Raw genomic sequence first — 16,220 nt, 5'->3', positions numbered from 1 at the left:
AGAAATAGTCCTCGCACTAATCGCAGGGTGAATTTCTAACTCATTTTTGTTAGAAAAGCCTCGAGATTGAAGTACAATACGGATCGAATTCCCGTTGAGACCGTAATAGCACCCACATAGTCATTCTGCAGTCCAAAAGAAAACAGCTTCCATTTGTTCTTTTCTTGAGGACTCCAATCCGTACGTAACAATTCCGCATTTTCATCCTTCAAAGAAACTGTAAACGAAGCTAATGGAAAAGAAAGACCAATACCCTTTGCCTTGATAAAAGATTCTTTTCTGGTCCAGCAACAATAGAAGGCCTTGTATACATCATTTTTGGGCACATCATTTAACATCTCTATTTCCTTAAACGAGAAAAAATTTTCTGCTAGTTTCAATGCGTCAAAATCAGTTTTGATTTTTTCAACATCTATACCAACCGCACGATTTTTCACAAAGGCTAAAACAATAAGTTCTCCCGAATGAGATACATTAAACTTAATTGACGTTTCTAGGTTATAGTCCGGTTTTCCGTAATCATTATACTTAAACCTGATATTTTCTGGCGAAACGTTCAAATAGCGTCCAGACAAGACTCTTAACAGCCCTCTCGCTAAAATGTAGGTTTTTCTATTTTTTTCAAATTTAAACCGAGTTACCCTTTCTTGTTCATCAAGAGATAGCAATTTTAAATAAGTGCTAATATCATCAAAATCACTCACTTTAAAACTCCAGACATGTGCGTCGTTTCCGGTTAATTTCATAGGGGATGAATTAACCTTTTTCCTGACTAGTTTCAAACTCCGTCATACAAGAATCTACAGCAATAGCGGTTTTACGCACCATTTTTAAATCTTCAAAAAGCTTATCATGATGCCCTTCTACAGGAACAATCACCACATCTTTAGTTGTCATTTTATTCCAGGAATTAATTACCTTACCATTAAAATCGGTACCTGGCTTTTCAGTCAAAAGCAAACGAATATCGCTTCTAATAGGCTTCCAATCATACTTTTCATAAATTTTAATATGATTTTCATGAAGGATTCTAATCAATTTTTGACTTCCGCTACTGGCAAAGGTTTTATATTTTTCTTTAAGGGGATAGACTAGTTTTGACTTAATTAAGCGTTTCAAAGTATAAACCGGCTTCTTCTTAAACCGTTCAAAAAAAGCAGCTGTCCGCACTTTGGTTCTAGATGCCGCAAACAAACTAAGATAACTGGCCATGGTATCCGCTACGATAAGATTTGCTTTGTCCGCAGTTTCGTCCAATAATCTTACCACCTCCATACCTATTGCCGTATTATAGCAATAGGCAATAAAATGATATGGCCCATGCGGTTGTACTTTTTTAATTTCCCTAACAAAGCTGACTGCCATTTCATTGACACTCCTATGTAAAACAAGCTCATCTTCATGTCCTGAGGCTTGAAGCGCATATATAGGCCTATCTTCTTTTAAATGATTTGCAAACTGGTTATAATAAAAAAAGTGCGTTCCTCCGGAATGCAAACAAAACAAAGGAGGCTTTGCGCCATTGGGGCGAATGGGAACGAGGTGTTTGAATTCTGTTTTATCAATAACCTTAGTCTCCTTTATTTCTATGGATTGAATATGACGTGTAAGCTCTGAAATTGTCTGATTCTCGAATAATTGATTGGGAGACAATTTTATATTAACTGCCTTTGCTTTTGATATCACCTGTATACTCAATATAGAATCTCCCCCAATATCAAAAAAGTTCTCGTGCAGACCAACAGCAGGTAAATCCAAGACTTCTTTCCAAATATTTGTCATTTTCTTTTCCAATTCTGAAGAAGGCTGCTCTACTATCGTAACTCTTTGCTTCTCTTTTGGCTTTACTTGCAATAAACTTACTTTATCTACCTTACCATTGGGCAATAGCGGAAACTCATCTACTTGAATAATTGTAGCGGGCACCATGTATTCTGGTAATTTGGTTTTCAAAACACGTTTTAAATCCTCAACAACAACTTTTTCAACAGCTCTTACATAAGTTATTAAGCGCTTACTGTTTTCAACCAAGGCCACAGCTGCAATTACCGGGTTCTGCTCTGCTATAACTTTTTCAACCTCATCTAATTCTATACGAAAGCCGCGCACTTTTACTTGGTGGTCCGCTCTTCCCAAAAACTCAATAGTTCCGTCATTTCGGTACCTGCCTAAATCCCCCGTTTTATATATCTTATCATTGGAACCAATCCAAAACGGGTTATCTAAAAACACCTTTTTCGTAAGTTTTTCCTTACCTATGTATCCTTTTGAAACTCCAGGCCCTCCAATATAAATTTCTCCAACCGCCCCAAAAGGAACTGCGCCTTTAGATGAGTTAAGAAGATATATTTCTGCATTGGCAACAGCTTTGCCAATAGGAACAACTTCAGAAGTATCGCTCATTTCTACTTGGTGTGCAATGCACCAAACTGTAGCCTCCGTTGGCCCGTATTCATTATACAGACATGCCATTGGTAGATTTTTAAAATGTAGTTCTCTTAGATTATTACTACAAGCTTCTCCTGCTACTATTACCGTATTGAGACTCATTAACCTGGACGCATTACCATGCTCCAGAATAACCGTATATAAAGAAGGGAGCATAAGCGTATGACTCACCTTATGCGACTGAACTATATCCTCTATTTTAGTAATATCCTGTTCAACCCTATTCTCAGTAACTATAAGATTCCCTCCCGAGCACAGCGTCCAATATATTCCTGCTTTTGAACTATCAAATGAAATAGAGGAGAGTAACAAGAACGCACTAGGATTCTTAGGATAGAAGTCCAATCTTCCTGCCGTTGAATTAATAATATTTTTATGAGTTATAGGCACTCCCTTTGGCTTCCCTGTACTGCCCGAAGTGTAGATAACATACGCCAAATCATCCTCCTCAACATTAGGTAGACTTACGTTTTCCCATTTAGTAGCAACTACTTTATCACTTAAGATGACAGTCTTATTTGTTTCATTGAAAACATCAACCAAATTGCTATGAGTAACAACGATATTACAGCTCGCATCTTCTAAAATATAATTTAACCTTTCCATGGGGTATGTTGGATCCATGGGTAAATAGGCACAACCTGCTTTTAAGATGGCCAACAACGCTACCATCATTTCTATTGACCTATCTATGCAAAGCATTACGACTTCATTATGCTTCTTTGTTTTTTGAAGAATTACAAAGGCAATTTTATTGGCACGCGCATCCAATTCCTCATAAGTAATTACCTGATCTTTAAATGTCAATGCTTTGTTCTGTGGAAATGTTTCCGCTACATCTGCTATTATATGATGAATCCCATTATAAGATGCAAAGCGATTATTATTTACAGCTTTCTTTGGAAACAATATCTTTTCTTCTTTGGAAGTCATCATGGGAAGACCGGCAACCGTTTCCTTTGGATTATGAATTATTCCCTTCAACAACATTTTGTAATGCTCTAAGAAACGCGTAATGGTATCGGATTCAAATAAATCCGTGTCATATTCAAAAGCCAATGACAAAGCTCCATTTGATTCAGAGATGGACAGGGTTAAATCGAACTTAGAAACTTCTGTATCAAACTCAGTCTCGTCTATCAATTTTAAATTCTCTCCAAATGAAGGTGTTGCAGTAGATGAGTGATATAGAAACATCACTTGAAAAAACGGACTTACAGCTAATGATCGTTCTACTTTTAATTCCTTTACAAGAGTATCAAAAGGAACATCTTTATTAGAAAAAGCAGAAAGTGTATTCTTTTTAACTTCTAGAATCAATTCAGAAAAAGAAGTATCATCCTTAATTGCATTTCTTAACACCACCGTATTTATGAAAAAACCGAGCACCTTCTCCAGTGATTGCGTAGCGCGATTTGTAATAGGCGTTCCTACCAAAATATCTGATTGCCCCGTATATTTATGTAAAAACACATAGTACGTAGTGAGCAGAAAAACAAACGGAGTAGTAGCCATTTGTTTTGAGGCACTGAGTACACTTGCCGAGAAATTTGAATCTAACTGCAATGCTTGTTGTTTCCCTTTAAAAGCTGGTCTTGCCGGTCTGGAAGCATCCGTTTGTAGGTTTAAAATAGGAATGTCCCCAGATAGTTCTTTCTTCCAATAACGAAGCTGCTCAGCATCTAATGGAGTGTTTCGTTCCCAATGTGCAAAATCAGAATACTGCAAGGCTTTAAGAGAAGGCACTAATGGCTCACCTGCGAGCAATTTTAAATAAGCTTCCGCTATTTGTTGTTTCAATATGTCAATGGACCATTCATCTATTACAATATGGTGCATTGTAAAGAAAAGAATATGTCTACTTTTCGAATATTTGAATAATGATACGCGTACCAAACCGGGCTTAGACAAATTAAAAGGTAATGAAGATTGTTTTTTCATTAAAACTTCAGCCTCTTTCTTTGCCTCTATTTCAGTAAAATTGCTAAGATCATACACTTTAAGTACAGGTATGGCTTTATCAACCTTAATAACGGGCATCCCATGCACAGTGGGATAGTACGTACTTAGCACTTGATTTTGCTGAAAAATATAATCAAGACTTTCCTTTAATATTTCAATATCCAACTCTCCCCCAAAGGTGATTGCTTCCGAGTAATTATAAAAAGGATTATCCCTATATAACTGCTGTAAAAACCAAATACGCTGTTGTCCGTATGATAACGGAATGTTAGCATCAATAGGCGCCTTAGGTATCTGTAGTGAGGTAGATTCCTTAGTCTCTCGATTTTTCCATCGGCTTAACAGCGAACTATTTTTCGTGTTTTCTTTCAAGTACTAAATTTTGTGAGTTAGTTACTTTAAACCAACAAAATGTGCAATAGGATATAGTATATTACTATTGATCATTTCATCCAATGGTAAGTCAATATCAAAAGCTCTTTCTATAAGCCAATATGACGAGATAATTATTAAAAGAACGGAAAGCCATACCATTAGCTTTGGGTACAACCTATTATTCCTTATGAAATACAAAATCGGAAATATAGCCGCAATAATAACAACCTGACCAATTTCTACGCCCACATTAAAACCTACTAATGATAATGATAGATACTCACCCCTAAAACCCAAATCTCCTAAAACACTAGCAAAACCAAAACCATGAAAAAGGCCAAAAACAAACGCAATTACCCAATCCTCGCCTTTAAATATTGGTCTAATATTATGGTAAGCCGCAAGACCTACAGAAAAGGCTATTATAGATTCTACAACCCTAGAAGGAAGATTTATTATCTCCAAAGATGCCAGACTTAGGGTAATGGTATGGGCAATGGTAAAAAAAGTGACGATTTTAAGAATGTACATGAAAGCAGGCCTAAACTTTTTAACCGGTTCCCAACCCCACAAACTATATTTACTTTTTTCGACGAAACCTCCTGTAACCTGATTTTTTTTACGCCTTCTAACCACTGATGGTAGAATTAAAGCTACCAGAAACAGAATGTGGTCCATTCCAATCCAGATATGCCATATTCCTTGCTGCACCATAGCTACAAAACCCTTCCATAGAGACGTTTCCTTAATAGAGAAAGTACCGTTTCTTTCTCCTTCCGAAAGATATAAAGCTACAATATGTTCGTTATTTATAAGACCCGCTTTCCAATTATACTCCATAGCAACGAGACACATATGGGTGGGGTCCTCATTAAAAAAGGCATTATAATCCAAGGTAAGGCTGTCCGGAAGGTTTTTAGAATTTTCTAGACGGAAATGGAAGTTAATGAAATCTCCGTAGTTCAAATTCAATTTGGTAATTTCCCCAGTAAAAACAATCTTATAAGAGCCCAATTCAGAAGAAAATTTTGCATTTTTCAACAAATAAGCCTGAATTTTATCTTGATAAGGCCTAACCTGTTCTATACTTGGATGAAGCCCTACATCCAATCCAAAAACATGAATGAGTTCATTTGCATTAACCTCAAAACGTCCTTCTATGCCCGCCTCCTCATAAATTCTGAGGTAAATTAAACTTTGCTTTGGCTGATGACCAAAGGTGACTAATGGGGCCAAAAGAAAAAGACCGAAAATAAGTGAAAGTATTAATTTTTTCATAGCGCGTTGAAGATAGAAAATTATTTTAAAGTTGACTTTATTTATTCGTTCTCCTGTATAAAAGAGCTTCGTAATTGACTATTTTAACATTACAAATGGGAACAATATCAAACTAAAACCAAATTTGTTCTTGTCATAAATACAGCAATCTACAAGGACTTAAAATTCATTATTTTCAATCAAGCATTGTAAATATTATCAAATTTTCGATGACTGACCTATAAATCTGTTATTGGATTGCATTTTTACTTGATTAGCTCATTTTCATCATATATATTAGCAATGCTATGAATACGAAGGTTTCGGGCCAACCGAAATACTTGTGGTTTGTGGTATGTTATCAACTAAACCATTCATTTGAAATCAACTTATAATCTTCCTCAACTCATAGATAATGTAGCAAGGCTATCACCTGACCGTGAAGCTTTTCGCTATTTGGAAGAATCTATATCATATGGCGAGCTATTTGAGAAAAGTAACCAACTAGCTTTTCACTTAGTATCTATCGGCATTAAAAAGGGAGATCGTATTGGTGTTTTTATGAACCGTTGCCTTGAAACTTGTATTGCAGTTTATGGAATATTAAAGTCAGGAGCGGCCTATGTTCCTCTTGACACATCGGCACCGGTGGTCAAGACGATTAGTATTATCAAAGATTGTGAAATTACATGTTTGATTACCACAACAACTAAAAGGAGAAAGGTAAACCAGCTACTGAAAGAACAAAGCTCTTTAAACATAATAATTGGAGACACTATTAAAAGCACTATCCCGTCGGTTTCTTGGAATGATATTTTTTCTACACGGGTAGGTGACTTCGTGCCTCCCCCCATTTTAGAACAAGATTTGGCATTTATTTTATATACTTCTGGATCTACGGGTAAGCCAAAAGGTATTATGCATACCCATTATAGCGCCCTAAGTTTGTCCAAGATTGCGTCAAGCACATATGATTTCAATTCAGATGATGTATTTGGAAATCCGGCACCTTTACATTTCGACCCCTCTACTTTTGGATATTTTGTAGCCCCTTTAATAGGTGCAACAACGGTAATTATTCCTGATGCCCATTTAAAAATGCCCGCTAGCCTTAGCGCTCTTATTGCAAAAGAAAAAATCACAGTTTGGTATTCAGTGCCCCTAATGTTAATACAACTTTTGAACAGCGGTACATTAGGCAAAAACGATTTTAGCTCACTTAGATGGGTTCTTTTTGCTGGGGAGGTTTTCATCACCAAACATTTAAGGGCTTTAATGAAGCAGTGGCCTCATGCAAGATTTAGTAATTTATACGGTCCTGCCGAGCTTATTTTGTGTACCTATTACCATGTACCCGAACCTCCCATAAATGATAAACCCATACCCATTGGAAACGTTTGGAACAATACCGAATATAAAATACTGGATGACCATAATAATGATGTTCTACCGGGAGAAACAGGACAATTAGCTATACGGTCCGCAACAATGATGCAGGGCTATTGGAATAACAAAGCACTTACAGAACAATCTTTTCATAGAGTGACGGTTGCGGATGGCTATGATCATGTTTATTATAAAACTGGAGATTTAACCCAACTTAACTGTAATGGAGATTTGCTGTTTTTAGGGAGAAATGACAGACAGATTAAGCTTAGAGGCTATCGCGTAGAATTAGACGAAATTGAACTTACCCTATTAAAGTACGCTGATGTAGAGGAAGTAGCCGTACTAGTTTTGGGGAAAGATGAAGAAACACAACAACTAGCAGCAGTTATTAAGCCTGGCAAAGACGCTTCAATAATACTTACCCATCTAATGGAATTCTGTAAAGTACAGCTTCCCTACTATGCAATACCTAAGACTATTGAGGTTATGGCAGATTTACCTAGAACCAGCTCAGGTAAAATAAGCCGGAAAGAATTAGGCAAACTACTGGAAGAACACCACCTATGAAAAAAAAGATTCTAAACTACATAAAAGCCAATTTGGCCACAGAGTCTATTGATGAATTAGATATATATGAAAATCTTTTGGAAAGTGGGCTTGTAGATTCTATTGGAATGATTCAATTAGTTCTATTTATTGAAACCGAAGCTCAAATAAAAGTAGCTCCAGAAGAAATGATAATAAACAATTTTATGACCGTTGACCATATTTTAAAATTTATAGCGAGCAAGCAAAATTCAGAAGAGAAGCAAGTATAAAAATGGGAGTTCAAAAGAATACATATCTGCCCCTTACAAAAAGTCAATCTGCCCTTTGGGCCGGTCAGCGCTTGCACCCGGATGTCCCGCTTCATAACGTGGTATATACTTTTGCTATAAATGGACCTATTGATAAAATCATATTTGAAAAATCATTTCAAAAAGTGATTGACTCAACAGATGCCCTTAGAACTGTCTTTTCAGAAGAACAGGGCATTCCAAGTCAACACCTTGTTGATACGATAGATTTTTCTTTAGAATTCATTGATTTTACTCATAACAGCAAAGATGAAGAATTAAAAGATTGGCTCCATGAACGCACTTTGTTGCTTATAAATATTTCCAAACAAGTGTTTGATATTGTTCTTCTAAAAACCGCACCTAATACATATGTTTGGTTTTTAAAGTTGCATCATTTAGTAACCGATGCCATATCCAATGTTATTCTTTATAATAGGATGAACTCCTTTTATCAGAATGAAATCTCAGGTACTTTTTCAATTCCTGGAAATTTCCCGTCATTTCAAGATTACATACAACTTGAGCAAAGTCAAAAAAGTGAGGAGAAAGATATAATCCAACAAAACTATTGGAAGGAGAAAACAAATAACATTCTGGAAAAACCTAAATTATATGGTGAAGCTCTTAATAATACGACGGCGGCAATTAGAACAACTTTAAATCTGGGAGTCAAACGATCCCAACAACTAAGAGAAATTGCTAAGCGTAATGAATTTAAAGGATGGACAGAAGATTTAACTCTCTTCAATATATTCCTCACTTTATATTTTACATATATCTACAGAGTAAGTGGTCAAAAAACATTAGCTGTTGGAGCGCCTGCACATAATAGACCATCTAGGGTTTTTCAAAAAACAGTAGGACTTTTTATAGAAGTATTACCATTAGTGATTGAAATTGATGAGGAAGATACTTTCATTAGTCTTTTTAATCGAGTTAAGATAGAGACCAACACCTATTTGCGTAACTCCGGTCCGGGTAGTTCTACCACTCAATCGAACAGTAGTTTCAATACTATTTTAAATTATATCCATGCGGAATTTCCAGATTTCAACGAATTTCCGACTCATACAGCATGGTTACATTCTGATCATATGGATAGTAACCATGATTTACGCACACATGTTTATGACATGAACAAAAGCGGAGAATTCAAAATAGCTTTTGACACCAATTCCCATACTTTTTCCCAAACATTAGCTGAAGAAATGCCAGTTCATTTCCAAAATCTTTTGGATGCCTTCTTACAGAATTACGAACAACCAATTCAAAAGCCCAGTTTAATTTCTAATACATTGCCAGCGGAAAAGCAGCAAGGAACAAAAAAAACTGTCCCTTCGTTTCAGTCAGTTTTAAAAGGTTTTCATGATTGCAAAGATAGAAAGCCCAACTCGGTTGCTTTACATTATGGAAATGAATTACTTACATATAACTTACTAAACAAAAAGTCCAATCAGCTTGCTCATTATCTTAAAGCTAAAGGTATCAATGAGAATAGTAAAGTAACACTCCACTTTTACAGAAGCTCTGATTATATCGTAAGTGTATTGGCAGTATTAAAAACAGGTGCGGCTTTTGTTCCTATTGCATCAGACCAACCGGCCGAGCGCATAAAGTACGTGATATCCAATTCAGGAAGTGTTCTTTTATTAAGTCAAAAAGATCTTATTTCAAAAGTAAACCTTCCAGATATCGGAGTTTTGGATATTCAAAAGGAAAAAAGTGTAATCGAGGAACAGCCAACTATAGATTTAGGGATACAACAACAACCAGATAGCTTGGCTTACATACTTTACACCTCAGGAAGTACGGGAAAACCTAAAGGCGTCCGTATTTCACATAAATCGTTATCTAATTACATTTTTTGGGCTAAGGAATATTATGGCACTAACGAGAAGTCGATTTTCCCTTTATTCACATCAATTGGTTTTGATTTAACAATTACCACTACCCTATTACCATTAATAAGCGGGGGTAGAATGAATATCTATAGGGAAACTACAAATGGCCCAGATGTAAGCTTACTGCAAGTTATTGATGATAATATGGTGAATTGCATTAAGTTGACACCATCTCACTTAACGCTTTTTAAAGGCAAAAATCTTAAGACATCTTACATCCGGACTATAATTGTAGGAGGGGAAGAGTTGAAAGTTAATCTTAGCAAAACAGTAAAAGAAGCATTTTCTTCCGGGCTAAGAATATTCAATGAATATGGCCCTACCGAGGCCACAGTTGGTTGTATTGTTACGGAGTACAATGAAGCTATTCATATAAAATCTACCGTACCTATAGGATTACCAATTAAAAATATGTCCGCTTATATCTTAGATGATTACAACAACAAAGTTCCGAAAGGGGTTATTGGAGAGCTCTATTTGAGTGGTATAGGACTTTCAGATGGCTATATAAATGACCCTAAGCTTACTAAGGAGAAGTTTATTGAAAACTCATTTGCGGATGACATAAGATTATATCGTACGGGAGATTTGGCTAGAATTAACAAGGCCGGAGATTTTGAGTATATAGGCAGAAAGGATGAGCAGGTAAAATTAAGAGGTCACCGAATTGAATTAGCTGAGATAGAAAACAACCTCACCGAATATCCAGATATCGAAAACTGTGCCGTAGTTTTAATTGATTCTAATAAAACGGTTCCAGAAAACGAAATTGTTAACTGTACCAAATGTGGTTTACCTTCCAACTATCCAAAAGCAGATTTTGATGAGAATGGTGTATGCCATCTGTGCACAGCGTTTGAAACTTATAAAGAAAAAGCAGAACGCTATTTCAAGAACGATGAACAATTGGTAGCCCTTTTATCATCCAAAAGGAACCAAAATGCTTCTTACGACTGTATTTCATTATTAAGTGGCGGAAAAGATAGTACTTATGTTTTAGCAAGACTAGTAAATATGGGCTTAAAAGTTTTGGCTTTTACTATGGATAACGGTTATATATCAGAACAAGCAAAAGGTAATGTAGACCGTATTGTAAAAAAGCTTGGTGTAGACCATGTTTATGGGAAAACCCCTCATATGAACGAAATATTCGTAGATAGCTTAAAGCAACACCATAATGTTTGTAATGGCTGTTTTAAAACTATTTATACGCTAAGTACTAAAATAGCTCTTGAAAAGAAAATTCCGTTTATCGTTACCGGTCTAAGCAGAGGACAATTTTTTGAAACTCGACTTACCGAAGAGCTCTTCTGGGATGATGACCTAGATACCACCAAAATAGACGACACTATCCTAGAAGCAAGAAAATTATATCATAAAGAATCTGATGCTGTAAAAAGACTTCTAGACGTTTCTATTTTTGAAGATGAAAGTGTTTTTGAAAAAGTTGAGTTTGTGGATTTTTATAGGTTTAGTGATGTTAGCCTAGAGGAAATGTTAGTATACCTTAAAGACAAGGCAGACTGGAGAAGACCTACGGACACAGGAAGATCTACCAACTGTCTTATAAACCAAGTAGGTATTTATGTACATAAAAAAGATATGGGCTATAGTAACTACTCTTTCCCCTATAGTTGGGATGTGCGGTTGGGCCACAAAACAAGAGATGAGAGCCTTGAGGAAATCAACGAGGTAATTGACGAGAAAGAAGTATTGCGCATTATGGATGAAATTGGGTACACACCACTTCATCCGGAGTGGGACAGTAACTCAAAATTAGTTGCTTACTTTGCAGGCAATAAAGATATAGCCATAAACGATATTCAAAATTTCTTAGCAAAGAAAATCCCCTCTTACATGATTCCATCGGTATTTAAACATGTAGATGAAATACCACTCACAAAAAACGGAAAAGTAGACAAGAAAGGTTTGAAGGCCATTTCATCGGCTCAATTAGCTATGAGTACTTCGTATACAGCACCTAGAAACGAAATTGAAGGACTCGTAGAAAAAATATGGGCAGAGGTTCTAAAGTTGAATAAAATTGGGGTTCACGACGATTTTATTTCGCTTGGAGGACATTCACTTGCAGCAATACGAGTTACCGCCCGTATTAACGAAGAAATAGAATATAGTTTTCCCTTAAATAAGATATTTGAAATGCCTACTATTGCAAAATATTCCAATTATATTGAAAAAACATTAACATCTCTTTTAGAAAAATAAAACCTTCAATGGATTGTTTTCGTAAGTAGAACCGTATGCAACAAAAGAAACAACATAATCGTAATTCTATTAAACCAGGGCTTATTAAGTATCTGGCTTTAATAATTGCCGTATGTTACATTTTTAACCCCTTGCATCAACAGTTAAATACCTTGTTTCATGAGGTTTCTCACGTTTTAGAGATGCCGGATACAGTTGTAGGGCATAGCTCCATTTTCGAAAAGAATAAAGTACATACTGCCCATGAACATCTAAGTTTAAATACCGCCCATGAACACAAGTTCATTAAAATAATAGATGCTATTTTTAACAACTCCGATACCGATAATTCATCGCAAGATAAAGTATTAACGGACTTTAAATTTGATAAGCATCTTACTACTACCTATGCTAACGTTTCCTTCGTAGTTTATGATGTACTTTCTCAAAACTTTAAATCGGTTAAAAACAGCCTAATTCTAGGCTATATTTCCATCTTAGAAGAACCTCCCCGGAAAGACAACTCCCCCATTTCCGTAAAAGGTTAAATACCTACATTTTCAATTAGTGACTTAGCACCAAACGTTTACAGTTATGCTTTTGTGGCAAATGCATTCGTATGCTCAAATTACTATTAATATTTCTAAGATGAAAAACTACATTACTTATATAGTACTGTTAGCTTTTTGCATGGGCGTACAAGCTCATGATTTAAGCGGTACAGTTACCAACGAAGACCAAATTGCTTTAGAAGGCGTTGGCGTCTACAATAAAACAACTGGCGGATATACATACACCAACGTATCCGGTTATTTTGAACTTGATGATATTTCAATTGGGGATATCATCTATTTTTATAGTTTGGGGTATAAAAACCATCAGATTACAATTTCTGAAAACCTTTTGGACGGCAAGATAAATGTTGTCCTTAATGAGTCTGCCGTATCTCTAGACCAGGTAGTACTAGTCTCCAAAGTAAATGCTTTAAGCAACTTTGTTAACGTAGATGTTAAGGCAAATCCTGTGAAATCTTCACAAGAAATTTTACGAAAGGTTCCCGGTCTTATTATTGGCCAGCATGCAGGAGGAGGAAAAGCGGAACAGATTTTTTTAAGAGGGTTTGATATTGACCACGGAACGGATTTAGCAATCAATGTAGACGGACTTCCTGTAAACATGGTTTCTCACGCCCATGGGCAAGGATACTCGGACATGCACTTTATTATTCCTGAAACCATTGATAATATTGATTTTGGCAAAGGTCCGTATTACGCGAACAAAGGTAATTTTAATACCGCAGGTTATATTGATCTTAAAACGAAGCGAAAGCTCGATAAAAATTTGATTTCAGCGGAAGTTGGTCAATTCAACACCATTCGTACGTTAGGTATGTTTAAAGTTGCAGAAAGTGACTTTAGCAATGCCTATTTAGCCTCAGAATTGGTTTTAACCGATGGTCCATTTGAATCCTCTCAGAATTTTAATCGAATCAACATTATGGGGAGATATACTTTTAATAATCGCGAAGACCAAGATTTAAGTATTACACTCTCTCACTTTCAAAGTAAGTGGGACGCATCAGGGCAAGTGCCACAGCGTGCTATTGATGCAGGTTTAATAAGCCGGTTCGGAGCCATTGATGATACAGAAGGAGGAAACACAAGTAGAAGCAACATTCTTCTTAATCACACAAAACAGTTGAATGAGCATTCTAAAGTGAAATCAAAAGCTTACTTGACCAAATATGATTTTGAGCTCTTTTCGAATTTTACATTTTTCTTGGAAGATCCTATAAATGGAGACCAGATTAGGCAATACGAAGACCGAACTATTATTGGGGCAGAAACTAGTTATGAGCATTCAGTCCACATTGGCGACCATGATTCTCAGTTTAAATATGAATCTGGAATTGGATTTAGATATGATGATGTTAACGATGTTCAGTTATCCCGTACAAAAAATAGACAAGAATTATTAGAACGCCTCGCCTACGGAGATGTAGATGAATTAAATGCATACGGCTTTTTTGACGTTACGTACAAGAAAAACAAGTGGACATTAAATGCAGGGTTGCGATTGGATTATTTTAAGTTTGATTATGTTGACAATCTAACCGAGACTTATGATAGTAAAAGTGAAAATAAATTATTTTTAGGCCCAAAGCTTAATGTTATTTATGCTGCAACACCGGACATACAGCTTTTTGCAAAATCCGGTATTGGTTATCATTCAAACGATACTAGAGTTGTAACAGCCAATAATGGTGAGGAAATCTTACCATTAGCTTATGGAGCGGATTTAGGAACCATAATTAGACCAACAGATAAATTGGTTGTCAATGCTGCATTCTGGACCTTGTTCTTGGATCAAGAGTTCGTTTATGTTGGCGATGCGGGTATTGTAGAGCCCAGTGGTAAAACCAAAAGACTTGGAGTAGATTTTGGTATGCGTTACCAAATTAACGATTGGTTATATGCCAACGGAGATATTAACTACACCTACGCTAGAAGCACTGAAGAGCCCGATGGAGCAGATTTAATTCCACTCGCACCAGATTTAACATCTTCTGCCGGACTATCTTTTATAGGTGTCAAGAATTTCTCTGGTGGAATTAATTACAAATATGTAAAAGACAGACCTGCAAATGAAGACAACTCAATTGTAGCTGAAGGTTACTTTGTAACCGATTTAAACCTAAACTATTCTATAAAGAACTGGACTTTAGGTATAATAGTTGAAAACCTATTTGATACGGAGTGGAATGAAACCCAATTTGCTACTGAAAGTAGATTGTTCAATGAAGCGCAACCTACTGAAGAGATTCACTTTACACCTGGTATCCCGTTTTATTTAAGAGGAAAAGTATCTGTTAATTTTTAAGAGTTAACATCACTTGACTATAGCGACGATATGAAAAATTCATCATATTGTCGCTTTTTTATTTTCGGTTTAAAGCAAAAATCTCCAATTGGTTTTGTTTGTTTAAGTTGTAACTTATCTTTGTAGCGTACAAAACAAAGTATCATAAATACCGGCATTGTCCGTTATACTTCTTTAGTTATAAACGAAACCTACCTAAATGTTTCACTTTTTCAATAAGAAAAAATTTCTGGTCGATTACCTTGATGGGTTTATTGATGTCCATAACCATATATTACCAGGCATTGATGATGGCGCTAAAACAGTAGACGAATCTGTTGCTCTGATTCAGGCTTTCTCTGAATTTGGAGTTAAACATTTTATTGCTACCCCGCATATTATGTCCAATTACTACCCAAATACAAAAGAGACTATAGAAACTGCATTAAATGAATTAAAAAATGCACTTATTAAAAATGGATTAAAAGATGTTTCCGTAGAAGCTTCTGCAGAGCATATGATTGATGATAATTTTGAATATTTATTGGATAACGAAAGTGTTATGCCTTTGAAAAAAGACTATTTATTAGTGGAAATGTCTTATTTACAGCCGCCCATAAATTTTGAAGATGCTATTATCAAAACAGCTTCTAAACGATTTTTTCCCATTTTAGCACATCCAGAACGATATGGTTTTTTACATCACAGAAAAAAAAGATATTATCAATACAAAGAAAATGGCATACAGTTTCAAATGAATTTGTTGTCCCTAAGTGAATACTACGGAAAAGAAGTGCCAAAAATGGCCGTGGAGCTTCTAGAGAGTGGTTTAATAGACTTTGTAGCTTCTGACGTGCATAATATGACTCAGCTTAATGCACTAAAAAAAATGACCCTTTCTAAAAAAACCATAGAGCAACTTTTACCTCTGATTAACAATACTATACAGACATTTTACTAAAAGATATAAATAAAAAAAATGCCG

The 16,220-nt window shown here is 35.8% G+C and carries 9 protein-coding genes; 6 read left to right on the top strand and 3 right to left on the bottom strand.

Translation table 11 applies throughout. The annotated features are described in order from the left end of the window. Nucleotides 1-35 precede the first annotated feature (35 nt). Genes KO521_RS03075 through KO521_RS03065 form a run of 3 tightly spaced genes read right to left on the bottom strand, consistent with a single transcriptional unit; the run spans nucleotide 36 to nucleotide 6,063 of the window. On the bottom strand, nucleotides 36-746 hold the full coding sequence (locus KO521_RS03075; RefSeq protein WP_215938429.1) for a 4'-phosphopantetheinyl transferase family protein: 711 nt from the start codon (nucleotides 744-746) through the stop codon (nucleotides 36-38). A 10-nt stretch (nucleotides 747-756) separates the two neighbouring features. Continuing rightward, nucleotides 757-4,782, bottom strand: a complete 4,026-nt coding sequence (locus KO521_RS03070) for a non-ribosomal peptide synthetase (RefSeq protein WP_215938428.1) — start codon at nucleotides 4,780-4,782, stop codon at nucleotides 757-759. Nucleotides 4,783-4,803: 21 nt separating this feature from the next. Further along, the gene (locus KO521_RS03065) at nucleotides 4,804-6,063 is read right to left on the bottom strand and encodes a HupE/UreJ family protein (protein WP_215938427.1); all 1,260 of its coding nucleotides are present in this window, start codon (nucleotides 6,061-6,063) and stop codon (nucleotides 4,804-4,806) included. 357 nt (nucleotides 6,064-6,420) lie between these two features. On the opposite strand from KO521_RS03065, the gene KO521_RS03060 reads away from it, so the two are divergent. From KO521_RS03060 to KO521_RS03035, 6 genes are all read left to right on the top strand, one after another. Continuing rightward, nucleotides 6,421-7,998 carry an amino acid adenylation domain-containing protein gene (locus KO521_RS03060; protein WP_215938426.1) on the top strand — a complete coding sequence of 526 codons (1,578 nt, stop codon included), beginning with the start codon at nucleotides 6,421-6,423 and terminating at the stop codon, nucleotides 7,996-7,998. Then, nucleotides 7,995-8,249: a hypothetical protein gene (locus KO521_RS03055; protein WP_215938425.1), complete on the top strand. Its 255-nt coding sequence runs from the start codon at nucleotides 7,995-7,997 to the stop codon at nucleotides 8,247-8,249. The genes KO521_RS03060 and KO521_RS03055 overlap by 4 nt, the downstream gene beginning before the upstream one ends. A 2-nt stretch (nucleotides 8,250-8,251) precedes the next feature. Continuing rightward, the gene (locus tag KO521_RS03050) at nucleotides 8,252-12,397 is read left to right on the top strand and encodes a non-ribosomal peptide synthetase (RefSeq protein WP_215938424.1); all 4,146 of its coding nucleotides are present in this window, start codon (nucleotides 8,252-8,254) and stop codon (nucleotides 12,395-12,397) included. A 35-nt stretch (nucleotides 12,398-12,432) separates the two neighbouring features. Further along, the gene (locus tag KO521_RS03045) at nucleotides 12,433-12,924 is read left to right on the top strand and encodes a hypothetical protein (protein ID WP_215938423.1); all 492 of its coding nucleotides are present in this window, start codon (nucleotides 12,433-12,435) and stop codon (nucleotides 12,922-12,924) included. Nucleotides 12,925-13,024: 100 nt separating this feature from the next. Further along, the gene (locus KO521_RS03040) at nucleotides 13,025-15,256 is read left to right on the top strand and encodes a TonB-dependent receptor (RefSeq protein WP_215938422.1); all 2,232 of its coding nucleotides are present in this window, start codon (nucleotides 13,025-13,027) and stop codon (nucleotides 15,254-15,256) included. Between the two features lie 199 nt (nucleotides 15,257-15,455). Beyond that, entirely contained in the window at nucleotides 15,456-16,196 is a 741-nt protein-coding gene (locus KO521_RS03035) for a tyrosine-protein phosphatase (protein ID WP_215938421.1), read from the top strand. Nucleotides 16,197-16,220 lie beyond the last annotated feature (24 nt).

This window comes from Zobellia uliginosa (assembly GCF_018860745.1).
Classification (GTDB): Bacteria; Bacteroidota; Bacteroidia; order Flavobacteriales; family Flavobacteriaceae; genus Zobellia; species Zobellia uliginosa_B.
This window is presented reverse-complemented; position numbering and strand designations above follow the sequence as displayed.

Coding starts and splice junctions, on each gene's coding strand:
- KO521_RS03055 (WP_215938425.1), top strand. CDS start 7,995: ATGAAAAAAAAGATTCTAAACTACATAAAAGCCAATTTGGCCACAGAG.
- KO521_RS03050 (WP_215938424.1), top strand. CDS start 8,252: ATGGGAGTTCAAAAGAATACATATCTGCCCCTTACAAAAAGTCAATCT.
- KO521_RS03045 (WP_215938423.1), top strand. CDS start 12,433: ATGCAACAAAAGAAACAACATAATCGTAATTCTATTAAACCAGGGCTT.
- KO521_RS03075 (WP_215938429.1), bottom strand. CDS start 746: ATGAAATTAACCGGAAACGACGCACATGTCTGGAGTTTTAAAGTGAGT.
- KO521_RS03065 (WP_215938427.1), bottom strand. CDS start 6,063: ATGAAAAAATTAATACTTTCACTTATTTTCGGTCTTTTTCTTTTGGCC.
- KO521_RS03035 (WP_215938421.1), top strand. CDS start 15,456: ATGTTTCACTTTTTCAATAAGAAAAAATTTCTGGTCGATTACCTTGAT.
- KO521_RS03040 (WP_215938422.1), top strand. CDS start 13,025: ATGAAAAACTACATTACTTATATAGTACTGTTAGCTTTTTGCATGGGC.